This window comes from Nonomuraea sp. NPDC049709, from assembly GCF_040674815.1.
Taxonomy (GTDB): domain Bacteria; phylum Actinomycetota; class Actinomycetes; order Streptosporangiales; family Streptosporangiaceae; genus Nonomuraea.
Genome location: NZ_JBFANM010000021.1, coordinates 130,237 through 156,442, shown reverse-complemented (window position 1 = coordinate 156,442; position 26,206 = coordinate 130,237). Strand labels below are relative to the sequence as shown.

At 70.4% G+C, this 26,206-nt stretch carries 24 protein-coding genes; 19 read left to right on the top strand and 5 right to left on the bottom strand.

All coding sequences use genetic code 11. From position 1 onward, the window contains the following. The 6 genes from AB0J69_RS22775 to pssA all read left to right on the top strand — a co-directional run bounded on the left by AB0J69_RS22775 (position 1) and on the right by pssA (position 6,530). The gene (locus tag AB0J69_RS22775) at positions 1–864 is read left to right on the top strand and encodes a hypothetical protein (protein WP_364120391.1); all 864 of its coding nucleotides are present in this window, start codon (positions 1–3) and stop codon (positions 862–864) included. 76 nt (positions 865–940) lie between these two features. Beyond that, a complete protein-coding gene (locus tag AB0J69_RS22770; RefSeq protein WP_364120388.1) occupies positions 941–2,545 on the top strand; it encodes a lipid II flippase MurJ in 1,605 nt (534 codons plus the stop codon). Positions 2,546–2,745: 200 nt separating this feature from the next. After that, positions 2,746–3,792: a glycosyltransferase family 4 protein gene (locus AB0J69_RS22765; protein WP_364120386.1), complete on the top strand. Its 1,047-nt coding sequence runs from the start codon at positions 2,746–2,748 to the stop codon at positions 3,790–3,792. A 193-nt stretch (positions 3,793–3,985) separates the two neighbouring features. After that, positions 3,986–4,969 carry a TerC family protein gene (locus AB0J69_RS22760; RefSeq protein WP_364120383.1) on the top strand — a complete coding sequence of 328 codons (984 nt, stop codon included), beginning with the start codon at positions 3,986–3,988 and terminating at the stop codon, positions 4,967–4,969. Between the two features lie 138 nt (positions 4,970–5,107). Then, the gene (locus tag AB0J69_RS22755) at positions 5,108–5,719 is read left to right on the top strand and encodes a phosphatidylserine decarboxylase (RefSeq protein WP_364120380.1); all 612 of its coding nucleotides are present in this window, start codon (positions 5,108–5,110) and stop codon (positions 5,717–5,719) included. Then, on the top strand, positions 5,706–6,530 hold the full coding sequence (pssA, locus tag AB0J69_RS22750) for a CDP-diacylglycerol--serine O-phosphatidyltransferase (protein ID WP_364120377.1): 825 nt from the start codon (positions 5,706–5,708) through the stop codon (positions 6,528–6,530). Before AB0J69_RS22755 ends, pssA begins: the two co-directional genes overlap by 14 nt. Before the next feature lie 140 nt (positions 6,531–6,670). On the opposite strand, the gene AB0J69_RS22745 is transcribed toward pssA, so the two are convergent. Together AB0J69_RS22745 and AB0J69_RS22740 are read right to left on the bottom strand one after the other, a co-directional pair. Then, positions 6,671–7,327, bottom strand: coding sequence for an MBL fold metallo-hydrolase (locus AB0J69_RS22745; RefSeq protein ID WP_364120374.1), 657 nt, complete (start codon positions 7,325–7,327; stop codon positions 6,671–6,673). Further along, positions 7,324–8,253 (bottom strand): maleylpyruvate isomerase N-terminal domain-containing protein, encoded by a 930-nt coding sequence (locus AB0J69_RS22740; protein ID WP_364120371.1) that lies wholly within the window; start codon positions 8,251–8,253, stop codon positions 7,324–7,326. Before AB0J69_RS22740 ends, AB0J69_RS22745 begins: the two co-directional genes overlap by 4 nt. Positions 8,254–8,469: 216 nt before the next feature. On the opposite strand from AB0J69_RS22740, the gene uvrA reads away from it, so the two are divergent. From uvrA to whiA, 8 genes are all read left to right on the top strand, one after another. Next, positions 8,470–11,310, top strand: a complete 2,841-nt coding sequence (gene uvrA / locus AB0J69_RS22735; protein WP_364120368.1) for an excinuclease ABC subunit UvrA — start codon at positions 8,470–8,472, stop codon at positions 11,308–11,310. A gap of 239 nt (positions 11,311–11,549) precedes the next feature. After that, positions 11,550–11,954, top strand: coding sequence for a Rieske (2Fe-2S) protein (locus AB0J69_RS22730; protein ID WP_364120365.1), 405 nt, complete (start codon positions 11,550–11,552; stop codon positions 11,952–11,954). Positions 11,955–12,057: 103 nt separating this feature from the next. Next, positions 12,058–12,519, top strand: coding sequence for a Rieske (2Fe-2S) protein (locus AB0J69_RS22725; protein ID WP_364120362.1), 462 nt, complete (start codon positions 12,058–12,060; stop codon positions 12,517–12,519). Positions 12,520–12,565: 46 nt separating this feature from the next. Further along, positions 12,566–13,027: a Rieske (2Fe-2S) protein gene (locus AB0J69_RS22720; protein ID WP_364120359.1), complete on the top strand. Its 462-nt coding sequence runs from the start codon at positions 12,566–12,568 to the stop codon at positions 13,025–13,027. An 84-nt stretch (positions 13,028–13,111) separates the two neighbouring features. Further along, positions 13,112–15,040 (top strand): excinuclease ABC subunit UvrC, encoded by a 1,929-nt coding sequence (uvrC, locus tag AB0J69_RS22715; protein WP_364120356.1) that lies wholly within the window; start codon positions 13,112–13,114, stop codon positions 15,038–15,040. 331 nt (positions 15,041–15,371) lie between these two features. Beyond that, positions 15,372–16,238, top strand: coding sequence for an RNase adapter RapZ (gene rapZ / locus AB0J69_RS22710; protein WP_364120353.1), 867 nt, complete (start codon positions 15,372–15,374; stop codon positions 16,236–16,238). An 89-nt stretch (positions 16,239–16,327) separates the two neighbouring features. Further along, entirely contained in the window at positions 16,328–17,242 is a 915-nt protein-coding gene (gene yvcK / locus AB0J69_RS22705; RefSeq protein ID WP_364120443.1) for a uridine diphosphate-N-acetylglucosamine-binding protein YvcK, read from the top strand. A 71-nt stretch (positions 17,243–17,313) separates the two neighbouring features. After that, the gene (gene whiA, locus AB0J69_RS22700; protein WP_185103354.1) at positions 17,314–18,294 is read left to right on the top strand and encodes a DNA-binding protein WhiA; all 981 of its coding nucleotides are present in this window, start codon (positions 17,314–17,316) and stop codon (positions 18,292–18,294) included. Between the two features lie 237 nt (positions 18,295–18,531). On the opposite strand, the gene AB0J69_RS22695 is transcribed toward whiA, so the two are convergent. Beyond that, positions 18,532–19,113: a hypothetical protein gene (locus tag AB0J69_RS22695; protein ID WP_364120350.1), complete on the bottom strand. Its 582-nt coding sequence runs from the start codon at positions 19,111–19,113 to the stop codon at positions 18,532–18,534. A 244-nt stretch (positions 19,114–19,357) separates the two neighbouring features. On the opposite strand from AB0J69_RS22695, the gene gap reads away from it, so the two are divergent. From gap to AB0J69_RS22670, 5 genes are all read left to right on the top strand, one after another. Next, a complete protein-coding gene (gap, locus tag AB0J69_RS22690; protein WP_364120347.1) occupies positions 19,358–20,362 on the top strand; it encodes a type I glyceraldehyde-3-phosphate dehydrogenase in 1,005 nt (334 codons plus the stop codon). Positions 20,363–20,397: 35 nt separating this feature from the next. Beyond that, positions 20,398–21,585: a phosphoglycerate kinase gene (locus tag AB0J69_RS22685; RefSeq protein ID WP_364120344.1), complete on the top strand. Its 1,188-nt coding sequence runs from the start codon at positions 20,398–20,400 to the stop codon at positions 21,583–21,585. A 1-nt stretch (position 21,586) separates the two neighbouring features. Further along, the gene (gene tpiA, locus AB0J69_RS22680) at positions 21,587–22,366 is read left to right on the top strand and encodes a triose-phosphate isomerase (RefSeq protein WP_364120341.1); all 780 of its coding nucleotides are present in this window, start codon (positions 21,587–21,589) and stop codon (positions 22,364–22,366) included. A 99-nt stretch (positions 22,367–22,465) separates the two neighbouring features. Beyond that, positions 22,466–22,696 carry a preprotein translocase subunit SecG gene (secG, locus tag AB0J69_RS22675; protein ID WP_090942947.1) on the top strand — a complete coding sequence of 77 codons (231 nt, stop codon included), beginning with the start codon at positions 22,466–22,468 and terminating at the stop codon, positions 22,694–22,696. A 75-nt stretch (positions 22,697–22,771) separates the two neighbouring features. Next, on the top strand, positions 22,772–23,116 hold the full coding sequence (locus tag AB0J69_RS22670; RefSeq protein ID WP_090942943.1) for an RNA polymerase-binding protein RbpA: 345 nt from the start codon (positions 22,772–22,774) through the stop codon (positions 23,114–23,116). A gap of 54 nt (positions 23,117–23,170) precedes the next feature. Here the strand turns inward: AB0J69_RS22670 and AB0J69_RS22665 are convergent, their stop codons facing one another. Together AB0J69_RS22665 and AB0J69_RS22660 are read right to left on the bottom strand one after the other, a co-directional pair. Then, positions 23,171–24,772: an amidohydrolase gene (locus AB0J69_RS22665; RefSeq protein WP_364120338.1), complete on the bottom strand. Its 1,602-nt coding sequence runs from the start codon at positions 24,770–24,772 to the stop codon at positions 23,171–23,173. Positions 24,773–24,815: 43 nt separating this feature from the next. Then, entirely contained in the window at positions 24,816–26,192 is a 1,377-nt protein-coding gene (locus tag AB0J69_RS22660; RefSeq protein WP_364120335.1) for an FAD-dependent oxidoreductase, read from the bottom strand. Positions 26,193–26,206 lie beyond the last annotated feature (14 nt).

Genomic DNA, 26,206 nt, shown 5'->3' with positions numbered 1-26,206 from the left:
ATGCCTGCCAGCCGGGCCCGTGGCCTGCTCTACGCCCTCGCCGGCGCCGCGATCGGCGCGGTGGCCGCCCGAGCCGCCTACGCGGGGTTCACCCGCAACCGGCCCGCCGAGCTGAGCGGCCGCTGGACCAGGAAGAACCACCGCGGCGAGCCCATCACCCTGCTCGAAGGCCCGGCCTTCGTGGCCGGCTCCGGCGCCGCCGCCGCGCTCGTGCCCGGCCTGACCCCCCGCGTACGCGCGGCAGCGCTGCTCGCGGGCGCCGGCAGCGGCGCGCTCGGCGCCTACGACGACCTCTACGGCACCACCTCCTCCAAGGGCTTCAAGGGGCACCTGAGCGCGCTCGCCCGGGGCGAGGTCACCAGCGGCGCCGTCAAGATCCTCGGCATCGGCGCCACCGGGCTGGGCGCCGCCGCCCTCGTCTCCCAGGGCCCGGTGGACACCCTGGTCAACGGCGCCGCCATCGCCGGCACCGCGAACCTCGCCAACCTCTTCGACCTGCGTCCAGGCCGCGCCATCAAGGTGGGCCTGCTGACCGGCGGGCCGCTGCTGGCCGCCTCGCTCCTGCGCGGCTCGCCCGCCACGGCCGCGCTCGCCGCCGTCCCGCTGGGGGCCGCCGCGGCGCTGCTGCCCGATGACCTCGGCGAGCGCGCCATGCTCGGCGACGCCGGCGCCAACGCCCTGGGCGCCCTGCTCGGGCTCGCCGCCGTGACCACCCTCGGCAGGCCCGGCCGCTACACCCTGCTGGGCACCGTCGTGGCCCTGACGGCGGCCGCGGAGAAGGTCAGCTTCACCAAGGTCATCGCCGGGAACCCGGTGCTCAACCGCCTCGACATGCTCGGCCGCCGCCCGGTCGACCCCGTGTGATCCCCCGGCGCGACTGTCGGTCCGGCCTGCCAGGATGTCTGCGTAAGCGTTGATCCGCTGTGGCAGGGGAGGCCGGGTGGGTGTGGTGACGGCGCGGGGCGTCGCGGGCGGTGCACTGCTCATCGGGGCGATCACCGTGCTGGCGCGCGTGGCCGGGTTCGCCAAGCAGTACGCCTTCGCCCAGACCGTCGGCACCAACTGCCTGGCCACGGCCTACATGACGGCCAACCAGATCCCCAACATCGTGTTCGAGGTGGTCGTCGGCGGCGCGCTGGCGGGGATGGTCGTCCCCGTGCTCGCCGGGGCGGCCGACCGGGATTCGCGTGATCGGGCCGGGTGGATCAGCTCGGCGCTGCTGACGTGGGTGGTCGTCGTGCTCGTCCCGCTGGGCGTGCTCACGGCGCTGCTCGCCGGGCCGGTCGTGGGGCTGTTCTTCGGCGCCGCCCTCGACGGGTGCGACGTCGGCGCGGTGACCGCGGTCTCCACCCGGATGCTGGTCGTCTTCGCCCCGCAGATCCCGCTCTACGGGGTGGCCGTGGTGCTCTACGGCGTGCTGCAGTCGCACAAGCGGTTCGCCGGGCCCGCGGTCGCGCCTCTGGTGTCCAGCATCGTGGTCATCGTGGCCTACCTGCTGTTCGTGCCGTTCAGCGGTGGCGTGAGCGATCCCGCCGGCGTTCCCGGGCCCGCCGAGCTGGCGCTGTCGGTGGGGACGAGCCTCGGCGTGCTGTCGCTGGTGCTGGCCGTGGTCGGGCCGGTGGCGCGGCTGGGGCTGCGGTGGCGGCCGACCTTACGGTTCCCCGCCGGGGTGGCCGCGCAGGTGCGCAGGCTCGCGCTGGCCGGCATCGCGGCGCTGCTGGCCCAGCAGGCCGCCATGGTCGTGGTGCTGGTGCTGTCGAACAAGGCGATCGGCAACGCGGCCATCGCGGTGTACAACTACGCGTGGGCGATCTACCTGGTGCCCTACGCGGTGCTGGCCGTGCCCATCGCCACCAGCGCGTTTCCCCGGCTGGCCGCGCAGGCGGGCGACCCGGGGGCCTTCGCGGCGCTCGCGGCGCGCACCACCCGGGCCGTGGTGCTGGTGTCGGGGCTGGCGGCGGGGGTGCTGGCGGCCGCGTCCGGGCCCGGGGCGGTGGTGTTCCTCGCGGGAAAGAGCGAGGTGCCGGCCGCGGAGCTGGCGGCGGCGATCGCGCTGTTCGCGCCCGGCCTGGTGGGATACGGGCTCATCGCCCACCTGAGCCGGGTGCTGTACGCGGCGGGCCGGGGGCGGGCCGCGGCCACCGGGACCGTGGTGGGGTGGGGCGTCGTGATGGTCGCCCAGACCGTCTTCGTGCTGGTGCTGCCGGACGAGTGGGAGATCGGCGGGATGGCGCTCGGGATGAGCGTGGGCATGAGCGTGGGCGGGGCCGTGCTGCTCGGGTCCGTGGTGCGGGCGCGGGGGAGCGCGGCCGTGGCGGGGCTGCTCAGGGCGTCGGGGGCGGCGGTCGCCGGTGGGGGGCTGGGATACCTCGCGGGGGCGGGCGTGGTGCGGTGGCTCGGGGCGGGCGGCATCTGGCCGAACGTGGGGGCAGCCGTGCTGGCCGCGATGGTGGCGTTGGTCGTGGGCGCGGTGGTGGTGGCGGTGCTGGACCGGGCGGACGCCGGGGCGGTGGCCGGGCTGCTTCGCCGGGGCGACTCGGGGTGAGGCGCCCGGTTGCGCGGTGAGGCGGCTGCTCGGGCTGAGGCGCCCGGTCGTGCGGCGGGTGGTCGGTTCGAGACGGTCCGTCGTGCGGTGGGGTGGTCGGTTCGAGACGGCGGTTGTGCTGCGGGGTGGCGGGCGGGGCGGCAGGGGTGCGAGGCGTTCGGTCGGGTTGTGCGTCATGGAGGAAGGAGCGGGTCTTGCGGGTGGCTTTTGTGTTGAGCACCACGTCCGGTGGCACGGGGCGGCACGTGCTCATGCTGGTGGAGGGGCTCGTACGGCGGGGGCACCAGGTGCTGGTGGCCGGGCCACGCAGCGTGGAGGAGCAGTTCTCGTTCGGTGGTGCGGGGGCGAGGTTCGCGGAGGTTCGCGTCTCCGACCGGCCGCACCCGGTCAACGACCTCCGTGCGGTGCTGGCGATCAGACGGCTGACCAGGGGCGCCGACGTGGTGCACGCCCACGGGCTGCGGGCGGGGGCGCTGACCGCGCTGGGGCGGCGCGGGCCGGTGGTGACCCTGCACAACGCGCTGACCGCTGGTGGGTTCGTGGGGTACGTCCACGGGGTGCTCGAACGGATCGTGGCGCGGCGGGCCGGGCCCGTGCTGGTCGTCTCGCCCGACCTCGGCGAGCGGATGACCCGGCTCGGCGCCCGCGACGTACGGGACGCCCTGGTGGCGGCGCCCGTGCCTCCGCCCGCGAAGCGGACGCCGCCGGAGGTCAGGGCCGAACTGGGTGCCGGCGAGCGGCCCATCCTGCTCACCGTCGCCCGGCTGGCCCAGCAGAAGGGGCTGGAGACGCTGCTCGACGTCGCGGCCGGGTCGTGGCGGGGCGAGCCGCTGTTCGTGGTGGCGGGGGAGGGGCCGCTGCGCGGGGAGTTGCAGCGCAGGATCGACGCCGAAGGGCTTCCCGTCAGGCTGCTGGGCAACCGCGACGACGTGCCCGATCTGCTCGGCGCCGCCGTCGCCCTCGTGATGCCGAGCCGGTGGGAGGGGCAGCCGCTCACGCTCAGGGAGGCGCTCATGACCGGAACCCCGGCCGTCGCCTCGGAGGTCGGGGGAATTCCGGGAATCCTGGGGGAGGCGGGAATCCTGGTGCCGTACGGGGATGTCGAGGGGTTCCGTGAGGCCGTGAACGAGCTGCTGTCAGTGCCCGGAACTGCGGAAAGACTGGCTACGGCGGCCGCTCGGCGGGGGCGGGAGATGCCCGGCGGCGACGACGCCGTGGAGAGCGTGCTGGCGGTGTACAGGCGGTGAGGGCCGGAGGATGATTAGGTGCGGTCGATGCGTTCTCATATACTGCCTGGGTTAGGGAGGGGAGTATCCCTTCGCGACAGCCTCGTCATCACGGTGCAGCCCCGCTCCACGGGGCCCCCGGGGCTGCCGGTCCGCAGATTTCCGCGGGCGGGAGAGACCTCCGGCAATGAAGCGTGCATGCCGGAGGGTCTGAGTGAGCGAACCTTTGTGGGCCTGGATCGCCGTTATCGGCGGTCTTCTTGTTGTCCTCGCCATTGACTTGTGGATCGTCGACCGCGGAGAAGCCCGAGAGTTCTCCATGCGGCAGGCGGGATACTGGGTCTCGTTCTACGTCGCGCTGGCCGTGGCCTTCGGATTGTTGCTGTGGGTGACGACCGGCGCCGACAGGGCCGGAGAGTTCTTCGCCGGCTACATCACCGAATACAGCCTCAGCGTCGACAACCTGTTCATCTTCTTCATCATCATGAGCCGGTTCGCCGTCCCCAAGGCCTACCAGCACAAGGTTCTGCTCGTCGGCATCCTGCTCGCGCTCGTGATGCGCGGCATCTTCATCGCCCTGGGCGCCGCGGCGCTCGAGCGGTTCAGCTGGCTGTTCTACGTCTTCGGCGCATTCCTCGTCTACACCGCGATCAACATCGTGCGCCAGCATCTCAAGGGCGACGAAGAGGAATTCAACGAGAACGTCGTGCTGAGGTGGGTGCGCCGGGCGTTCCCGACCACCGAGACCTACGTCGGCTCCAAGGTCACCGTCAAGATCGACGGCAAGCGCATGGTGACCCCGATGCTCATCGTGATGGTCGCCATCGGCAGCACCGATCTGCTCTTCGCGCTCGACTCGATTCCCGCCATCTTCGGGCTCACCAAAGACCCCTTCATCGTCTTCACGGCCAACGCGTTTGCCCTGATGGGGCTGCGTCAGCTCTACTTCCTGCTGGGTGGCCTGCTGCAGCGGCTCGTCTACATCAGCTACGGTTTGGCGTTCATCCTGGGGTTCATCGGGGTTAAGCTCGTATTGGAGGCGTTGCACTCCAGCCATGTCTCCTGGGCGCCCGAAATTCCCATCTGGGTGTCGCTCTCGGTCATCGGCGCCACCATGGTCATCACCACTGTGGCGAGCCTGATCAAGGCCCGCATCGACGCGCGCAAGGGCGAGGAAACGCATCCGGAGCAGGTCTAGCGAAAAGGGCTTCGAGGCGCTTTGCTTGTGTAGTTGTGCCGTGCCACAGTTACTCGTTCGGTAACATCACGGCAAAGCGCCCAGTCCAGTCACCACCAAAGGTTGTACGTGTCCGACGATTCTGCTAAGCCGAGCCGTATGAGGCTCGCGCGCGGGGTCTCCCCGTGGCTCCTCCCGACGGCGGCCGCGGCGGCCGCCTCCGCGCTGCTGACGCGCCGAGACCGGCGATGGGCGCTGGCGGCGGTGCCGCTGAGCGCGCTCACCGGGGGCATGCTCTGGTTCTTCCGCGACCCGCACCGCACACCGGGGGAGGGGCGCATCCTGTCGCCCGCCGACGGCGTGGTGCAAAGCATCGATCCGTGGCCGGACGGCCGCACCAGGGTCGCGATCTTCATGAGCCCACTGAACGTGCACGTCAACCGTGCCCCTCTTGCGGGAAATGTCGCCTCCGTGCAGCATGTGGCGGGTGGGTTCCTGCCGGCGTTCAACAAGGACAGCGACCAGAACGAGCGCGTGGTGTGGCATTTCGAGACCACGCTGGGCGACATCGAGATGGTGCAGATCGCGGGTGCGGTGGCGCGCAGGATCGTGCCGTACCTGAGCGCCGGCGCGAAGGTCACGCAGGCCGAGCGGATCGGGCTCATCAGGTTCGGTTCCCGGGTCGACATCTACCTTCCCGAAGGAATCTCCCCCGCGGTGTCCGTGGGTGAGAAGACGGTTGCGGGGGTGACCAGAATTGACCGCGGCTGACGCCGGTAGCTGGCAGGCGGAAGAGGAAGAGCCTCGCGGGCCCGTCGGCAAGGCGTTCCGCCTGTCCGCCGCGGACTCGCTGTCCCTGGGCAACGCCGTCTGCGGCTTCCTCGCGGTGTGCGTGCTGGCGTACTCCGCCATCCAGCAGCTCCAGGTGGACGGCGGGCGCTTCACGCCCGCGCCCAGCTACTTCGCCACCGCCATCGTGCTGCTGCTCATCGGCGCGACCTGCGACCTGTTCGACGGGCTCGTGGCGCGCCGCTTCCGGGCCTCCGCGATGGGCGCCGAGCTGGACAACCTGGCCGACGTCATCAGCTTCGGGTTCGCGCCCGCGTTCATGGTGGTGATCTGGGGCGGGTTCACCAATCAGGTGCCCTTCGCCGCCGTGGTCACCGCGGCGGCGGCCGTGCTGGTCGCCGGTGTCGTACGCCTGGCCAGGTTCGCCTGCGTCAAGACCAAGAGCGGCGACTTCATGGGGCTGCCCATCCCGATGGGCGCGATGACCGTGATCTCGATCGTGCTGCTGTTCCAGCCGAGCATCTGGTCGCTGCTGGCCGTGTTCGGCGTGGCCTGGCTGATGGTCAGCCGTATCGAATACCCCAAGCCGAAGGGGCAGCTCGCCGCGGTGGTCCTGGGCTGGATCATGGTGAACGTGGCGTTCCTGACCTTCTGGGTCGCCTGGCCCGAGGGCGGCGACCTGCCGATCAAGATCGGCGCCACCATGCAGATCGCGCTCGTCGCCGCGATCCCGCTGCGGGTGCTGTTCTACAAGCGCGAGCAGCGTAAGGAGGCTCAGCGCATCGGTCACTGATGCGCTGAGTGGTGGGATTTTTCGTCTTACTTCGGTTTTGTTTGGGGCTTGAAGCGTCGTGCCCCGCTTGCCGTAAGGGGCGGGCTCGTCGGCCTGGTGCCGACGTGCCCGCCCCTTACGGCTTTGCGCGCGGGACCGCCTTACCAGCCTCTGGCCTTCCACTGCGGCAGGGCCGGGCGCTCCACGCCCAGCGTGGTGTCCTTGCCGTGGCCCGGGTAGACCCAGGTCTCGTCGGGCAGGCGGTCGAAGACCCGCTCCACCACGTCGGTGTAGAGCTGGGTGAAGCGCTCGGAGTCCTTCCACGTGTTGCCGACGCCGCCGGGGAACAGGGAGTCGCCGGTGAACAGGTGGTGGCCGGCCGGGCCGCCGTCGTACAGCAGGGCGATCGAGCCCGGCGTGTGGCCGCGCAGGTGAATGACCTCAAGAGTGATCGCACCGAAGGTGATCGTGTCACCGTGCTCGACCGTGCGGTCCACGGCCACCGGGAGAGCGGGGGCGTCGAGGGGGTGGGCGATCACCTGGGCGCCCGTCACCTTGGTCATCTGCTCCAGCGCCTGCCAGTGGTCGCCGTGCTGGTGGGTGGTGACGATGGCGCCGACCGGCTGGTCGCCCATGAGGGCGAGCAGGCGGTCGGAGTCGGCGGCGGCGTCGATGAGCAGGCCCTCGCCGGTCTCGGTGCAGCGCAGCAGGTAGGCGTTGTTGTCGTACGGGCCGACGGCGAGCTTGCAGATCGTCAGCGCGGGCAGCTCGCGCACGTCGGCGGGGCCGCCGACCTGGACGTCACCTGAATAGGTCATGGGTAGTCCTCTGAGGGCGTCGTGGGCAGATCAGCGGGGGCCGGCATCGTCAGCCACGGTGGCGGCCCTGGAAGACTCGCGCCCCCGGGGCCGGGTATGAACGACTGCCCCACGGGCAACAGACTAACGCCCTCGCCGCCGGACCTGCCGGTGAGCCAGGCAAGCATGTCGCGCATCGTGCCCTGGACGGCGGGGCCGGTGCCGAGGTCGCGCCAGCGGGCGAGGATTTCGGTCGCGCCTTCGGCCTGGCTTCCGGCCGCCGGCGCTGATGCGTTCCTCGTGGGGCGATCGGCGGCGGCCGGGGGGTGCTCGGCTGGGTGCGCGCCGGACTTGGCCGCGTGGTGTCCGGTGGCGTGGGTGGGGCGTTCGGCGAGGAAGAGGATCTCGCTCACCGTGCTGTGGTCGCGTGGCCAGGTGGCCAGGCAGTCGTGCAGCTCCCTGCGTACGAACGAGTCCGGCCAGTCCTCCGGGCCGTACCCGGCGGCCAGGTCCACGTGGTGGAAGCCGATCTCGCGCAGGCGGCGTACCAGGATGTACCAGGCGGGGTGGGGCGGCGGGCGCATGGGCTCCACCTGCGCCGACCAGGCCCTGGCGGGGAGGTCGCGGATGGCGGCGGCCAGGCGGGCGGAACGCTCCTCGAGGTCGGCCAGGTGGCGGGCGGCCGGTTGGGCGGCGGTGGCCTCGATCTCGGCGGTCCGGGCCTCGAGGGAGGGGTACTGAGGGGTGCGGACGCCGGTCCTCGCCCAGGTCAGGAGGTTGAGATGGGAGTCGGCGTTCCTGGCGACGTGGCTGAGGACGTGACCCCTGGTCCAGCCGGGCAGGAGCGAGGGGGCGGCGATGTCGGCGTCGGACAGGGACGCGGCCGTGGCCAGCAATTGGTCGGTGGCCGAGGCCAGCTCGGCCTGCAGGGCGGGTAGGACGGTCATGTCCTGATATTTCATCATTTAGGGTGTCGGCACTGGGGAGGGCATAAAACAGCAGGTCAGGAGGTTGAATGTTGAAGGGCTCCTGCCTGGGCGGGAGATGGCCGTAACCTGTGAGGGACGGATTTTCGGAGGCCGGGGATCGGGCCACCGAAATTGTCGGAGCCCCCGTCTACCATCCCCCGTGGACCTATCCGCCTTTCGACTTCCGGGATCGCCGTGGCAGACCGCCTGATCGTGCGTGGTGCACGAGAACACAACCTCAAGGACGTCTCGCTGGACCTCCCGCGAGACTCGCTGATCGTCTTCACCGGCCTGTCCGGCTCGGGTAAGTCGAGCCTCGCCTTCGACACGATCTTCGCTGAGGGGCAGCGGCGCTACGTCGAGTCCCTGTCGGCCTATGCCCGCCAGTTCCTCGGCCAGATGGACAAGCCCGATGTCGACTTCATCGAGGGCCTGTCGCCGGCCGTCTCCATCGACCAGAAGGCCACCAGCAAGAACCCGCGCTCGACCGTCGGCACGATCACCGAGGTCTACGACTACCTGAGGCTGCTGTGGGCCCGCATCGGGAAGCCGCACTGCCCGGTGTGCGCGCGCCCGATCGCCAGGCAGATGCCGCAGCAGATCGTCGACCGGGTGATGGACCTGGAGGAGGGCACCCGGTTCCAGGTGCTCGCGCCGGTCATCAGGGGCCGCAAGGGCGAATACGGCGAGCTGTTCCGCGAGCTGCAGACCAAGGGCTTCGCCAGGGCCAGGGTCGACGGCACCGTCGTACGCCTGGAGGAGCCGCCGACGCTGAAGAAGTACGAGAAGCACGACATCGAGGTCATCGTCGACCGCCTGTCGGTCAAGGAGTCGGCGCGGCGCAGGCTCACCGACTCGGTCGAGACGGCGCTGCAGCTGTCCGGCGGCACGATCACGCTCGAGTTCGTCGATCTTCCCGAGGACGACCCCAACCGCGAGCGCTTCTACTCCGAGCACCTCTACTGCCCCTACGACGACCTGTCGTTCGAGGAGCTGGAGCCGCGCTCGTTCTCCTTCAACTCCCCGTTCGGCGCCTGCCCCGAGTGCACCGGCCTGGGCACCAAGATGGAGGTCGACCCCGACCTGGTGGTGCCCGACCCCGAGCGCACGCTCGGCGAGGGCGCGATCCACCCCTGGTCCGGCGGCCACACCAGCGAATACTTCGCCAGGCTGATCGAGGCGCTCGGCCACACGGTCGGCTTCACGCTCGACACGCAGTGGGAGAGGCTGCCGAAGAAGGCGCAGAAGTCGCTGCTGTACGGCCACGACGAGCAGGTGCACGTCCGCTACAGCAACCGCTACGGCCGGCAGCGCTCCTACTACACGACCTACGACGGCGTCATCCCGTGGGTGCAGCGCAGGCACGCCGAGGCCGAGAGCGACTCGGCGCGCGAGCGGTTCGAGGGCTACATGCGCGAGATCCCGTGTCCCGCCTGCAAGGGGGCCAGGCTCAAGCCGGTCACCCTGGCGGTCACGGTGGCCGGGAAGTCGATCGCCGAGGTCGCGGCCATGTCGATCGGCGAGTGCGCCAAGTTCCTGGCCGCGCTCAGGCTGTCCGACCGCGACATGCAGATCGCCGAGCGGGTGGTCAAGGAGATCAACGCCCGCATGGGCTTCCTGCTCGACGTCGGCCTCGACTACCTGACCATGGACCGCGCCGCCGCCACCCTGGCGGGCGGCGAGGCACAGCGCATCAGGCTCGCCACGCAGATCGGCTCCGGCCTGGTCGGCGTCCTGTACGTCCTCGACGAGCCGTCCATCGGCCTGCACCAGCGCGACAACATGCGCCTGCTCGACACCCTGATCAGGCTGCGTGACATGGGCAACACGCTGATCGTGGTCGAGCACGACGAGGACACGATCGCGGCGGCCGACTGGGTGGTCGACATCGGTCCGGGCGCGGGCGAGCACGGCGGCCAGGTCGTCGTCTCCGGCACCGTGCAGGACCTCCTCAGCAGCGAGGAGTCGATGACCGGGGCCTACCTGTCCGGGCGCAGGAGCATCCCGATCCCCGCAAAGCGCCGCAAGCGCGACCGGAAGCGGCAGATCACCGTCAAGGGGGCGCGCGAGCACAACCTCAAGGGCGTCGACATCGACTTCCCGCTGGGCGTGTTCACGGCCGTCACGGGTGTGTCCGGGTCCGGGAAGTCGACGCTGGTCAACGACATCCTCTACAGCGCGCTGGCCAAGGAGCTCAACGGGGCGCGCACGGTGCCGGGGCGGCACTCGCGGATCAACGGCATGGACCAGGTAGACAAGGTCGTCCACGTGGACCAGTCGCCGATCGGGCGCACGCCGCGCTCCAACCCGGCCACCTACACCGGCGTGTTCGACCACGTACGCAAGCTGTTCGCCCAGACGACCGAGGCGAAGGTGCGCGGTTACCAGCCCGGGCGCTTCAGCTTCAACGTCAAGGGCGGCCGCTGCGAGGCGTGCGCGGGCGACGGCACCATCAAGATCGAGATGAACTTCCTGCCCGACGTCTACGTCCCCTGCGAGGTCTGCCACGGCGCCCGCTACAACCGGGAGACGCTGGAGGTCCACTACAAGGGCAAGACGATCGCCGAGGTGCTGGACATGCCGATCGAAGAGGCGCTGGGCTTCTTCGACGCGATCCCCGCGATCAAGCGTCACCTGCAGACGCTCAACGACGTGGGGCTGGGCTACGTACGCCTCGGGCAGCCGGCCACGACGCTGTCCGGCGGCGAGGCGCAGCGGGTCAAGCTCGCCTCCGAGCTGCAGCGGCGGCAGACCGGGCGGACGATCTACGTGCTCGACGAGCCGACCACCGGTCTGCACTTCGAGGACATCCGGCGGCTGCTCGGGGTGCTCGGGCGGCTGGTGGACGGTGGTAACACGGTGATCGTCATCGAGCACAACCTCGACGTCATCAAGACCGCTGACTGGATCATCGACATGGGGCCCGAGGGTGGGTCGCGTGGTGGCACGCTGGTGGCCAGCGGGACTCCTGAGGAGGTCGCGCTGGTGGACGAGAGCCACACGGGGATGTTCCTGCGCAAGATCCTCGCCCTCTGACCAACGACGCCCCGCCTGTCCGACCCCGTCGGCCCAGCGGCCCGTACGGCCGCCCGGGCGGGCGGGGGTCCGGCTGGAAAGGGGCATGGCCGCCGCCGCTGAGCGCGCGCCTGCCACCCGATGACCGGACCGAGGGGGTCCGTCAATAAGGTTGAGTTCGGGTAACAGCCACACCTCCGGGGGGCAAAGGCGACACGGGGGTCGGGCATCGACAACAGGTACGGATCGGGGGCGGAGCCATGTCCGAAAACGGGTTGGGACGGCGGGAGATGCTCGGCGCGGCAGGCGTCGCGGCGTGCGGGCTGGCGCTGGCCGCGTGCGGTACGGAGGGTGCCGAGGCCAAGCCGAGCCTCAAGGGCAAGGTCCTGGTGAAGACGGCCGACGTGCCGGTGGGCGGCGGCAAGCTGATCGAGGACCTGAAGGTCGTGGTGACGCAGCCGACGGAGGGCGTCTACAAGGCGTTCAGCGCGCTGTGCACGCACAAGGGCTGCCAGGTCAGTACGCCCAAGGACAACGTGATCAGGTGCGCCTGCCACGGCAGCGAGTTCGCCACCGACAGCGGGAAGGCCACCAAGGGCCCGGCCACCGCGCCGCTGGCCTCCTTCCACGTCAAGGTCGAGGGCGACGGCATCGTGGTCGTCTGAACAGGTAATAGTGCGTAGTTACCGGGATTGGCATCGGGGACGCTGAACCGGCGCCAGGGCGCTGGCCGTACCTGAAGTGAAAGCCAATCTGGGAGGACGCACCATGACGGAAACGACGCGGCGGACGGTGGTGTTCGGTGCCGGCAGCGCTGGGCTGGCGGCCGTACTGACGGCTTGTGCGAGCTACGGCGCGCCGACGACGGAAGCGAACGAGGAGCCGTCGGCCCCCGAGGAGGAGGCGTCGTCCGCGGCCCCGAAGAAGAAGAGCGAGTCGAAGGCCAAGGCGCTGGCCGACACCAGTGACATCCCCGAGGGCGGCGGGAAGGTCTTCAAGAACCAGAAGATCGTGGTGACGCAGCCGACGGCGGGGGAGTTCAAGGCGTTCACAGCGGTTTGCACCCATGCCGGCTGTACGGTCGCCACCGTGTCGAACCAGACCATCAACTGCCCCTGCCACGGGAGCAAGTTCAACATCGCGGACGGCTCCGTGGCGGACGGTCCGGCGAGCGACCCGCTGGAGGAGAAGCAGATCAAGGTCGACGGGGACAAGATCAGACTAGCTTGACCCAGGTCTCATGAATTTCTCACCTGAGTGCGTTTGGGTGAGGCGCATGGGACAAGACCTTCAGAGCCGCAGGGCGGTGTTCGCAAGCGTCGGAGCGGGTGGCCTGGCGCTGGCGATCACCGCGTGCAGCGGCGGCACCGACACTGCGCAGACGGCGGACACCGCCACCGAATCGAGCGCGCCTCAGGCGAGCACGCCGGAGTCCAGCGCGCCGCAGGCAGGCGGCGCGCTGGCCAAGACCGCCGACATCCCCGTGGGCGGCGGCACGGTCTTCAAGGATCAGAAGATCGTGGTGACGCAGCCGACGGAGGGCGAGTTCAAGGCGTTCAGCGCGATCTGCACGCACAAGGGCTGCCCGGTCGGCAGCGTCGAGGGCGGCACGATCGTGTGCCCGTGCCACAACAGCAAGTTCGCCATCGCGGACGGCGCGGTCGCGGGCGGCCCGGCGGAGAAGCCGCTGCCGGCCCAGGCGATCAAGGTCGAGGGCGACCAGATCATGCTGGCGTAGCGGGCCGGATCGGGACGTGCCCGCCGTACCTTCGCGAAGAGTACGGCGGGCCACCTTGTCGGTGAGGGCTACTAGGCTGGCAACGTGGCGAGATCAGCGGGCAGCACCTTGAGTTTCCGGCCCAAACCGGGGTCGATCCCCGAGTCCCCCGGGGTCTATCGGTTCAGGGACGCGCACGGCCGGGTGATCTACGTCGGCAAGGCCAAGAGTCTGCGGCAGCGGCTCAACTCCTACTTCGCCGACTTCTCGGCCCTGCACCCGCGCACGCAGTCGATGCTGACCACGGCCGCCGACGTCGACTGGACGGTCGTCGGCACCGAGGTGGAGGCGCTGCAGCTCGAATACTCCTGGATCAAGGAGTTCGACCCCCGCTTCAACGTCAAATACCGCGACGACAAGTCCTACCCCTACCTCGCGGTGACCATGGGCGATGACTTCCCGCGCGTGCAGGTCATGCGCGGCGCCAAGCGCAAGGGCACCCGCTACTTCGGCCCCTACTCCCACGCCTGGGCCATCCGCGAGACCGTCGACCTGCTGCTGCGCGTCTTCCCGGTGCGCACGTGCAGCGCGGGGGTGTTCAAGCGGGCCGGGCAGATCGGCCGGCCCTGCCTGCTCGGCTACATCGACAAGTGCTCGGCGCCCTGCGTCGGCCGGGTCACCCCGGATGAGCACCGCGACCTGGCCGAGGACTTCTGCGACTTCATGGCCGGCAACACCGGCCGCTTCATCAAGCGGCTGGAGAAGGACATGCGCGAAGCCGCCGCCGAGCAGGAATACGAGCGGGCGGCCCGGCTGCGCGACGACATCCAGGCGCTGCAGCGGGCGCTGGAGAAGCAGGCGGTCGTGCTCGGCGAGGGCACCGACGCCGACGTCATCGCGCTGGCCGAAGATCCGCTCGAAGCCGCCGTACAGGTCTTCTACGTGCGCGGCGGCCGCATCCGCGGCCAACGCGGCTGGGTGGTCGACAAGGTCGAGGAGACCACGCCGGGCGAGCTCGTCGAGCAGTTCCTGCTGCAGATGTACGCCGAGGCCAGCCCCGAGTCGATGCCCCGCGAGGTGCTCGTGCCCGCGCTGCCGCCCGACAACGAGGCGGTCGCCGAGCTGCTGACCGAGCAGCGCCGCGCCCGCGTCGAGGTGCGTGTGCCGCAGCGGGGCGACAAGAAGTCGCTGATGGAGACCGTCGAGCGCAACGCCAAGGAGTCGCTCGCGCAGCACAAGGTCCGCCGCGCCGGCGACCTGACCACCCGCAGCAAGGCGCTGCAGGAGATCGCCGACGCGCTCGACCTCGACCAGGTGCCGCTGCGCATCGAGTGTTACGACGTCTCCCACCTGCAGGGCGAGAACGTCGTGGCGTCGATGGTGGTGTTCGAGGACGGCCTGGCCCGCAAGAGCGAATATCGGCGCTTCGCCGTCAAGACCAAGGAGGGCGACGTCGCCTCGATCCACGAGGTGATCATGCGCCGGTTCCGCCGCTACCTGGAGGAACGCTCGGCCACCGGCGAGCTGGCGCCCGACGACGACAGCGGCCACGGGCCCATCGACCCCGAGACGGGCAAGCCGCGCAAGTTCGCCTACCCGCCCAACCTCGTCGTGGTCGACGGCGCCGGCCCGCAGGCGGCCGCCGCGCAGCGGGCCCTCGACGAGCTCGGCATCGACGACGTGTTCGTGTGCGGCCTGGCCAAGCGGCTGGAGGAGGTGTGGCTGCCCGGCGACGACCAGCCGGTGATCATGCCACGTTCAAGCGAGGGTCTCTACCTGCTGCAACGAGTGCGAGACGAAGCACACAGGTTCGCCATCACCTACCATCGTTCCAAGAGGTCCAAGACGGTGAAGGAGAGCGCGCTCGACAGCGTCCCCGGCCTCGGGCCGGCGCGCAGGCAGGCGCTGCTCAAGCACTTCGGCTCCGTGAAAAAGCTACGCGAGGCCACTGCCGCCGAAATCTGCGAGGTTCCCGGCATCGGCCCGTCCATCGCCGAGGTCATCGTGTCGACGCTGAAAGGAGAGTCACCTTGATCTCGCCAGGATGCCAGGGTGTTCGCACCGCACGTCCATACGGCCCCGCCCGCCACGGCGGCCGGGCCACCTGGGAGCGGCCGGACGGAGGCAGGCCATGAACGCCGCCGCACGTGGAGGCGCGAACGCCGCACACGGCGACGAGAGCCCCGCACGTGATGATGCCGCGAGTCCCGCACGTGACGGCGCCGCGAGTCCCGCACGTGACGGCGCCGCGAGTCCCGCACGTGACGGCGCCGGGAGTTCCGCGCGTGACGGCGCCGGGAGTTCCGCGCGTGACGGCGCCGGGAGTTCCGCGCGTGACGGCGCGAGCGCCGGGCGGGATGACGCGATGAGCACCGAGCCGGCGTTCGTCATCGTCACCGGCATGTCCGGGGCCGGGCGCAGCACCGCCGCCAAGGCGCTGGAGGACCTGGGCTGGTTCGTCATCGACAACCTGCCGCCCGGGCTGCTGTTCGCGATGGCAGAGGAGGCGGGCAAGGTCAAGCTGGCCGCCGACAAGGTGGCGGCGGTCGTCGACGTGCGCAGCCTGGCCTTCACCACCGACCTCAACGCGGCCATCGAGGAGCTCGAAGGGCGCGGCGTACGCGTGCGGGTGGTGTTCCTGGAGGCCAGCGACGAGGAGCTGGTGCGCAGGTTCGAGAACGTCCGCAGGCCCCACCCCCTCCAGGGCGAGGGGCGGCTGGTCGACGGGATCACGCGTGAGCGGGGGATCCTGCGGGAGGTGCGCGCGAACGCCGACCTGGTGATCGACACCTCCTCGCACAACGTGCACGAGCTGCGCAACAAGATCGTCGCCTACTTCGGCGGGGAGGACCGGCCCGGGCTGCGGCTCAACGTCGTGTCGTTCGGGTTCAAGTACGGGCTGCCGGTCGACGCCGACCTCGTGGTCGACTGCCGGTTCCTGCCCAACCCGCACTGGGTGCCCGAGTTGCGGCCGATGAACGGTCTCGACGCGCCCGTCAGCGACTACGTCCTCGGGCAGCCGGGGGCCAAGGAGTTCCTCGACGCGTACGAGGAGGTCCTGCAGGTGGTCGCCGCCGGCTACGCGCGCGAGGGCAAGAGCTATGCGACGCTTGCGGTGGGTTGCACGGGTGGCAAGCATCGCAGCGTGGCCATGGCCGAACAGGTCGCCGCCCGCCTGCGCGACCGCGGGATGGAGGTCCAGGTGAGCCACCGGGATGTGGGGCGGGAGTGACCGATGAAGACCGCGAAGCTGCTTTGCCGCATGCGGTAGAGGGTCCTTCGGATGATGGGCCGGGCTATGTCCGGCTCGGGCCGCCGGTCGTGGCGCTGGGCGGAGGACACGGGCTTTACTCGTCCCTGTCCGCATTACGGATGGTCACCGACCGGTTGACCGCCGTGGTGACCGTCGCCGACGACGGCGGGTCCAGCGGGCGACTGCGCCGCGAGCTCGGCGTGCTGCCGCCCGGCGACCTGCGCATGGCGCTGGCCGCGCTGTGCGGCGACGACGAGTGGGGCAGCACCTGGAGCGAGGTGGTGCAGCACCGCTTCCGCAGCGAGGGCGAGCTGCACGGGCACGCCGTCGGCAACCTGCTGATCGTGGCGCTGTGGGAGCTGCTCGGCGACCCCGTGGCCGGGCTCGACTGGGTCGGGCGGCTGCTGGGCGCGCACGGCCGCGTGCTGCCGATGGCCTCCGTGCCGCTCGACATCGTGGCCGAGGTGGAGCTCGACGGCGTCATCTCGACCGTACGCGGGCAGGTGGCGTGCGCGCTGACCCCCGGCCGGGTGCAGGCGATCTCCCTCGTGCCCGAGGACCCGCCGGCGCGGCCGGAGGCGGTCACGGCGGTGCTGGAGGCCGACTGGGTGGTGTTCGGGCCCGGGTCGTGGTTCACCAGCGTGCTGCCGCATCTCAAGGTGCCCGAGCTGGCCAGGGCGCTGCACAGCACCAGGGCCAAACGGCTCGTCACGCTCAACCTGGCCCCCCAGGCGGGCGAGACCGACGACTTCTCCCCCCAGCAACATCTGGAGGTGCTCCGGCAGCACGCCCCCGACCTGTCGATCGACGTGGTGCTCGCCGACACCGGGATCGTGGACGACCCCGACGCCCTGGAGAAGGCCGCAGCCGCGCTCGGCGCGCGCCTCGTCATGGCCGACGTGGCCGCCGCCGACGGCTCCCCGAGGCATGACCCACGACGTCTTGCCTCCGTCCTGGACGAGATTTTCCTCTCGAAGCGTTGATCCTGGTCGGCGTGGCGCGAAGGTGCGAGAGACTCAAGGGAGCCGGTCTGAATGGGGGAGAGGACTAACGCATGGCGATGACAGGTGTGGTGAAAGACGAACTGAGCCGCCTGCCGGTGCTCAAGCCGTGCTGCCGAAAGGCGGAGGTTTCGACGCTGCTGCGGTTCGCCAGCGGCCTGCACCTGGTGGGCGGGCGGATCGTGATCGAGGCCGAACTCGACACCAACGCGACCGCACGGCGGCTGATCAAGGACATCGGCGAGGTGTTCGGGCACAAGGCGGAGGTGCTCGTGCTCGCGCCCGCCGGGCTGCGCAAGGGCTCGCGGTACGTGGTGCGCGTCTACCGCGACGGTGAGGCGCTGGCCCGCCAGACGGGTCTCATCGACAACCACGGCCGCCCGGTGCGCGGCCTGCCCCGCCAGGTGGTGGCGGGGGCCGCCTGCGACGCGGAGGCCGCCTGGCGCGGCGCCTTCCTGGCGCACGGCTCGCTGACCGAGCCCGGACGGTCCATGTCGCTGGAGGTCACCTGCCCGGGGCCCGAGGCCGCGCTGGCGCTCGTGGGCTCGGCGCGGCGGCTGAAGATCCACGCCAAGGCGCGCGAGGTGCGCGGCGTGGACCGGGTCGTGGTGCGCGACGGCGACGCCATCAGCGCGCTGCTCACCCGTCTCGGGGCGCACGACAGCGTGCTGGCCTGGGAGGAGCGGCGGATGCGCCGCGAGGTCCGGGCCACCGCGAACCGGCTGGCCAACTTCGACGACGCCAACCTGCGGCGGTCCGCGCGGGCCGCGGTGGCGGCGGGGGCGCGGGTGCAGCGGGCGCTGGAGATCCTCGGCGAGGAGGCGCCCGAGCATCTGGTCGTCGCCGGGCGGCTGCGGGTGGAGCACAAGCAGGCTTCGCTGGAGGAGCTGGGGCAGATCGCCGATCCGCCGCTGACCAAGGACGCGATCGCGGGGCGGATCCGGCGGTTGCTGGCGATGGCGGACAAGCGGGCGTCCGATCTGGGCATCCCCAACACTGAGGCCAATCTCACAGTGGACATGCTCGCCCCGTGATGGGGTGCGGCGCGTCCTGGGCCGTCCGGCGGCACGTGCCGGATGGCGCGGGCTTACGGATGGCGCGGGCTTACGGATGGCGCGGGCTTACGGATGGCGCGGGCTTACGGATGGCGCGGGCTTACGGATGGCGCGGGCGGATGGCGCGTGGCGGGTGGGCGGGCTGGGGTGGTGCCCGCCGTGCCGTAGGCGCCTGGGCGGGGTGGGTCCTTCGGATGAGAAGGGGCTTGCCGCTGGTCAGTCGCCGGTGGACTTGCGGGGGGTGAACAGGTCGGCGGCGGGCTTCGGGGAGGGTTGCTGGGCGGGCTCGAACGGGGCCCGGTACTCCGGCTCCTGCGTCTCCTCCACCTCCGTGGCGGCCGCCTGGGCGCTCTGGGCGCGACGTACGCGTACGACCCGGAGGTTGACCAGGGCGAAGGCGGCCACGGCCGCCACGGCGATGCACAGCCAGGCCGCCCACGACTCCGCCAGCGGCGCCCGGTAGAGGGACAGCGCGTCCTGCAGGCCCGCGTTGAAGTTGGGCAGGTTGATGTCGTCCACGCCCCTGGGCGCCCGCCCGCCGGGTGAGCGCAGGGCGGTGCCGATCAGCACGGACGAGCCCGTGACCTGCCCGGTCAGCACGGCGCCGCCCGCGTACAGCGCCGCGACAGGGAGCAGGGCGAGGCTGCGCGGGCGTACGGCGCCGATCGCGAGGGCGACCAATACGGCGATCAGCAGCGACAGGGCCAGCGAGATGGGCAGCCCGCCCCCGAACTCCATCACGGCGTCCGGCATGCTGCGCTGGAACAGGACGGCCGCCCCCAGACCCGCCGCGCACACGAGCGCCGCGAGCAGGCCTACGACTAGCCCGGATAGTAGGCCGGACCGCTTATGTGACATCTCAGCCCCCAGAGAATGCACGAATTTACTCCGACGAGTCGGGCACTTTACTCGAACCTCGCAAAACGTGTCGCCAGAACCGTGATTCACATGCTGGTACCTGCAGTGGTCTAAACCAATTTGGGTCCGATAAGGTTCGTGGTTGAGGTTTCAGCCCGCCATCTGTTCGAGGAGATCGGTTCCCGTGAGCATCCGCGTAGGCGTCAACGGCTTCGGCCGCATCGGTCGCAACTTCTGGCGCGCTGTCGCCGCCAGCGGCAAGGACATCGAGATCGTCGCGGTCAACGACCTGACCGACAACGCGACGCTTGCCCATCTGCTGAAGTACGACAGCATTCTGGGCCGCCTGCCGTACGAGGTGAAGGCCACGAGCGATGAGATCACCGTCGACGGCAAGGCGATCAAGGTCTTCGCTGAGCGCGACCCGGGCAAGCTGCCCTGGGGCGACCTCGGTGTTGACGTGGTCCTCGAGTCGACGGGCCTGTTCACCGACGCCACCAAGGCGAAGGTGCACGCCGACAACGGCGCGAAGAAGGTCATCATCTCCGCCCCGGCGAAGAACGAGGACGTCACCGTCGTCATGGGCGTCAACGACGGCGACTACGACCCGGCCAAGCACACGATCATCTCCAACGCCTCCTGCACCACCAACTGCCTGGCACCGATGGCCAAGGTCCTGCACGACACCTTCACCATCGAGAAGGGTCTGATGACCACCATCCACGCCTACACGCAGGACCAGAACCTGCAGGACGGCCCGCACAAGGACCTGCGCCGCGCCCGCGCCGCCGCCCTCAACGTGGTGCCCACCTCCACCGGCGCCGCCAAGGCCATCGGCCTGGTGCTGCCCGAGCTCAAGGGCAAGCTCGACGGCTTCGCCATGCGCGTGCCGATCCCCACCGGCTCGGCCACCGACCTCACCGTCGACGTCAGCCGCGACGTCACCGTCGAGGAGGTCAACGCCGCGGTCAAGGCCGCCGCCGAGGGCCCGCTCAAGGGCATCATCAGCTACACCGAGGACGAGATCGTCTCCTCCGACATCGTGACCGACCCGGCCTCGTGCATCTTCGACGCCGGCCTCACCAAGGTCATCGGCAACCAGGTCAAGGTCGTCGGCTGGTACGACAACGAGTGGGGCTACTCCAACCGCCTCGCCGACCTGATCGAGCTGGTCGGCCGCGGTCTCTGACGCGACGCGGCAGGAGCGGAACAAGGAGCATGAGCATGCGCACGCTCGACGATCTCGACGTGAAGGGGCGGCGCGTGCTCGTGCGCGCCGACCTCAACGTCCCCCTCGACGGGGAGACGATCACCGACGACGGCCGCATCCGGGCGTCGGTTCCGACGATCAAGACCCTGGTCGGCAGGGGCGCGAAGGTCGTCGTCTGCGCCCACCTGGGCAGGCCGAAGGGCCAGGTCAACCCGAAATACTCGCTCAGGCCCGTGGCGGCGCGCCTTGGCGAGCTGCTCGGCCAGGACGTGGCCTTCGCCACCGACGTGGTCGGCGACAGCGCGACGAGCACGGTTGAATCGCTCCAGGAGGGCCAGGTGGCCCTGCTGGAGAACCTGCGTTACGAGCCGGGCGAGGAGTCCAAGGACGACGCCGAGCGCGGCGCGTTCGCGCAGCGGCTGGCCGGGCTGGCCGAGCTGTACGTGGGCGACGGCTTCGGCGCGGTGCACCGCAAGCACGCCAGCGTCTACGACGTGCCCGAGCTGCTGCCGCACGCGGCGGGCGGGCTGGTCGAGGCAGAGGTCGAGGTGCTGAAGAAGCTGACCGAGGACACCGAGCGCCCCTACGTGGTGGTGCTGGGCGGCGCCAAGGTCTCCGACAAGCTCGGCGTCATCGCCAACCTGCTGACCAAGGTCGACCGGCTGCTGATCGGCGGCGGCATGGCCTACACCTTCCTCAAGGCCCAGGGCCACGAGGTGGGCAGGTCGCTGCTCCAGGAAGACCAGCTCGACCAGGTGCGCGGCTTCCTCGAGCAGGCCGCCGAGCGCGGGGTGGAGCTCGTGCTGCCCGTCGACGTGCTGGCGGCGGTCACGTTCGCCGCCGACGCGAAGCACGACGTGGTCGAGGCCACGGCCATCCCGGCCGACCGCGAGGGGCTCGACATCGGGCCCGCGACCCGCGAGCTGTTCGCCGCCAAGCTGGCCGACGCCAAGACCGTCTTCTGGAACGGGCCGATGGGCGTGTTCGAGTTCGACGCGTTCTCCGGCGGCACCAGGGCGGTGGCCGAGGCGCTGATCTCCTCCGACGCCTACACCGTGGTCGGCGGCGGCGACTCGGCGGCGGCCGTGCGTAAGCTGGGCCTGCCGGAGGACGGTTTCTCTCACATTTCCACCGGTGGTGGGGCCAGCCTCGAATACCTCGAGGGCAAGACCCTTCCCGGACTCGCGGCCCTGGAGGACTGAGTTGCAGCGGAAGCCGCTCATCGCCGGCAACTGGAAGATGAACCTCAACCACTTCGAGGCCATCGCGCTGGTCCAGAAGCTGGCCTTCGCACTCAACGACAAGGACTTCGACAAGGTCGAGGTGGCCGTCCTGCCGCCGTTCACCGACCTGCGCAGCGTCCAGACCCTGGTCGACGGCGACAAGCTCAGGATCGTGTACGGCGCCCAGGACCTGTCCCAGCACGACGGCGGCGCCTACACCGGTGAGGTGTCGGGCGCCATGCTGGCCAAGCTCGGCTGCACCTACGTGACGATCGGCCACTCGGAGCGCCGCCAATACCACGGCGAGGACGACGACCTGATCAACGCCAAGGTGCAGACCGCCTACCGGCACTCGCTGACCCCCATCCTGTGCGTGGGAGAGGGCCTGCTGGTGCGTCAAGAGAACGGTCACATCGCGCACTGTCTCGGCCAACTCGACGGGGCGCTGCGCAAAATCACCGCCGAGCAGGCAAAATCGATAGTGGTGGCCTACGAACCGGTGTGGGCGATCGGCACCGGCGAGGTGGCCACCCCCGAGGATGCCCAGGAAGTCTGCGGAGTGTTGCGAGTCAGACTCGCTGAGCTCTACGACGCCGAAGTGGCCTCGGGAATCCGTATCCTTTACGGAGGCTCGGTCAAGTCAGGCAATATCGCAGGGATCATGGCTAAGCCCGATGTCGACGGCGCGCTCGTGGGCGGTGCCAGCATCGACGCCGGGGAGTTCGCGAAGATCTGCCGATTCTCCGATATGCCAGGCTAACTGAGTCGTTCTGGGGGTGCGACTTGACATCAGGTCGTACCCTCAAGAGGCAAGTTTGAATCGTCACGCGTAACAGAGCACTGAAGGAACAGGCATACCGTGGAAATCGGAATCTCCATCGCCCTCATCCTGGCGAGCGGCCTCATGATCCTGCTCGTCCTGCTCCACAAGGGCAAGGGTGGCGGCCTGTCTGACATGTTCGGCGGCGGTTTCTCGTCGAACTTCGGTGGTTCCTCGGTGGTGGAGCGCAACCTCGACCGGCTGACCGTCATCACGGGCACCGTCTGGTTCGTCTGCATCATCGCTCTCGGCCTGCTCATGAGGCCGTGAGCAACAGAAGTTAACGCGTGACAGTGATTCTCCCCCCGTGTCTGTACGCGGGGCGATCGAGCGAGGAGTTCATCCGTGGGTAGTGGCAACGCGATCCGTGGCAGCCGAGTCGGCGCCGGCCCGATGGGGGAGGCCGAGCGCGGCGAGGCGGCTCCGAGAGTGCGGGTCTCGTTCTGGTGCGCCAACATGCACGAGACGCGCCCCAGTTTCGCCAGCGACGCGGCGGTCCCCGAGCTGTGGGACTGCCCACGTTGTGGCCTCCCAGCCGGACAGGACGAGGAGGCCCCGCCTGCCCCGCCCAAGAATGAGCCGTACAAGACGCACCTGGCCTATGTGAAGGAGCGCCGGAGCGACAAGGACGGCAAGGCGATCCTCGAGGAGGCACTGGAGCGCCTGCGCAACAACAAGTCCCCCTGGTAGTGGTCATGACGAAGGGGCCCGGGAAGCTGCTTCCCGGGCCCCTTCGGCGTGCCGCTAGCGGCTCTCGTGGACGGCCACGCCGTCCACGAACGTCATCCGCACCCGCGTCGTCCAGATCTCGTCCGGCGGGAGCTCGAACGGGTCGCGGTCCAGCACCACCAGGTCGGCCGGGCGGCCCGGCTCGATGACGCCGGCCGGGGAGCGGTTGATCCAGGCCGAGCCGGCGGTGTACGCGGTCATGGCCGTGGCCAGGTCGATGCGCTGGCCGGGCAGGAACGGGGTCTGCGCCGTCGGGTAGTCCGCGTGCACGGAGCTGCCCGGCTCGGTGCGGTTGACCGCCACGTGCATGCCCTGCAGCGGGTCGGCGTTGGAGACCGGCCAGTCGCTGCCCGCGCAGAACCGGGTGCCGTGCGCGAGCAGGTCGGCGAACGGATATTGCCACGACGAGCGCGGCTCGCCCAGGTACGGCAGCGTCAGCTCGTCCATCTGCGCGTGGTGCGTGGCCCACAGCGGCTGCAGGTTGGCCGTGACGCCCAGCGCGGCGAAGCGCGGCACGTCGGAGGGCTCGATGATCTGCAGGTGGGCGATGTGGTGCCGGTTGGCCGGATCGGTGCCCTCGAAGCTGTCCAGGGCCTCGCGCACGGCCCGCTCGCCGATGGCGTGGAAGTGCACCTGGAAGCCGTGCCGGTCCAGCTCGGCGACGTATTCCCGGAGCTTGCCCGGATCCACGTACGACAGCCCCGTGCCCCCGCACAGGCAGTACGGCTCCAGCGTCGCGGCCGTGAAGTTCTCCGTGATGCCGTCCTGCATGATCTTGACCGAGCCGGCGCGGAAGCGGTCGAGCCCCTCGGCGGCGGCCCGGCGCGCCAGCAGGTCCTCCACCTGGTCCAGCCCCCGCGTCCGGTCCCACCACAGGGCCCCCACCACGCGCGCCCGGAGCCGTCCTGAGCGGGCCGCCGCCAGGTAGGTGGGCAACTGGTCGTCCGAGCCCGCGTAGGAGCCCACGATGGCGTCCTGCCAGCCGGTGATGCCCAGCGAGAACAGGTGCCGCTCCGCCTCCACCAGCGCGTCCTCCAGGTCCTGGGCGGCCGGGCGGGGGGTGAGCAGGCCGACGAGGTCCATCGCGCCCTCGTGCAGGACGCCGGTCGGCTCGCCGGTGGCGTCGCGCTCGATGCGGCCGTCGGCGGGGTCGGGGGTGTCGCGGGTGATGCCGGCCCGTTCGAGCGCGCGGCCGTTGACCCAGGCGGCGTGGTGGTCGCGCTGGATCAGGTAGGCGGGGCGGTCGAGGAAGTCGATCTGGTCACGGTGGGGAAGGCCGCCGGGAAATGCCGACATGTCCCAGCCGCCGCCATCAATCCACTCTTTATCAGGATTGCTCGCCGCATAGTCGGCGATCTTTTCTACGTACGCCTCAAGCCCGAAAACCTCTGACAAATCGCACTTTGCTCGTTCCAGGCCCGCCTGCACGGGATGGATGTGCGCGTCCGTGAAACCCGGCACCAGCAGACCGCCGTCCAGGTCGACCGTCTCGTGGGCCTGCCGCGACAGGTCCCCCTCCGGTCCCACGGCGGCGATCACGCCGTCACGCACCAGCACGGCCTCGGCCAGAACGCCCTTCGGGGTGAAGGCGCGGCCCCCTCGGAAGAGGATGTTCATGGGGGTCTCCCTTTCTCGATCGCTCTTATCTTCCCGCCCCTGCTCAGTGACCGGTGATGAGGTCGGCGAAGCGGGCCAGGACCGAGGTGCGCGGCATCGTGCGCTCGCGGTGGTCGGCCATCCGGTAGAGCCGGTACATCGTGTGCACGCCCACCCAGCGCAGCGGCTCCGGCTCCCAGGAGCGCACCCGGCGGCCCACCCACGGCAGCGCGGTCAGCTCCGTCTCCTCGCCGAGGATCAGGTCGCGCAGCGTGCGGCCGGCCAGGTTCGTGGTGGTCACGCCGTGGCCGGTGTAGCCGCCCGCCCAGCCCAGGCCGGTGGCACGGTCCACGTGGACGGTCGAGCACCAGTCGCGCGGCACGCCCAGCACGCCTGACCAGGCGTGCGCGATCGAGGAGGAGCGGGCGGCGGGGAAGAAGTCGGTCAGCAGCCGCCACAGGGCCTCGACGGTCCACTCGTGGGTGTGGCCGCGCGCGTCGACCCTGGAGCCGTACAGGTACGGGCGGCCGCGCCCGCCGAAGGCGATGCGGTCGTCGGCGGTGCGCTGGGCGTACATGTAGTAGTGGGCCATGTCGCCGAGCAACTCGGCGCCCTGCCAGCCGACCTCGTCCCAGAAGGAGGCGGGGAGGGGCTCGGTGACGATCATGGAGCTGTTCATCGGGAGCCACTGGCGGCGCAGGCCGCGCAGGCGGGCCGTGAAGCCCTCGGTCGCGCGGATCACATGGCCCGCCGACACCGTGCCGTACGGGGTGACCGCCCGGTGCGGGGCGATCTCGGTGACCGGGGTGCGCTCGTAGATGGGCACGCCGAGGTCGCGTACCGCCCTGGCCAGGCCCTGGGCCAGCTTGGCGGGCTGGATGCGCGCGCAGTGGGGGCTCCAGGAGGCCGTGAGGGCCCCGGAGACGCGTACGTGGTCCGCGGGGTTCACCAGGCGCAGGTCGGGCTCCAGGATGCCCCAGGAGCGGGCAGAGGCCACCGTCGCGCGCAGCCGGGCCGCCTGGGCGGGGGTGCGGGCCACGTTCAGGACGCCGCCCTTGACCAGGTCGCAGTCGATGGACTCCTTCTCGCAGACCGCGATGACCTCGTCGATCGAGGCGTACATCTCGCGCTGCAGCCGCCGGGCCCCCTCGCCGTACCGCTCGTGCGAGCCGGCCAGGTCGCCGGTCAGCCAGCCGCCGTTGCGCCCGGACGCGCCGAACCCGGCGAACTCCTGCTCCAGCACCACCACGCTCAGGGACGGGCGGGCCCGCTTGAGGTAGTACGCGGTCCACAGACCCGTGTAGCCGGCGCCGACGATGGCCACGTCGGCCTGGAGGTCGCCGCCGAGCCGGTGGCCGGGGGAGGGCACGCCGGAGGACCGGTACCAGAAGGAGACGTCGCCGTTCACGAACCCGGACGACAAAGGGGCACGCACGCTCATGGCGACATATCCTC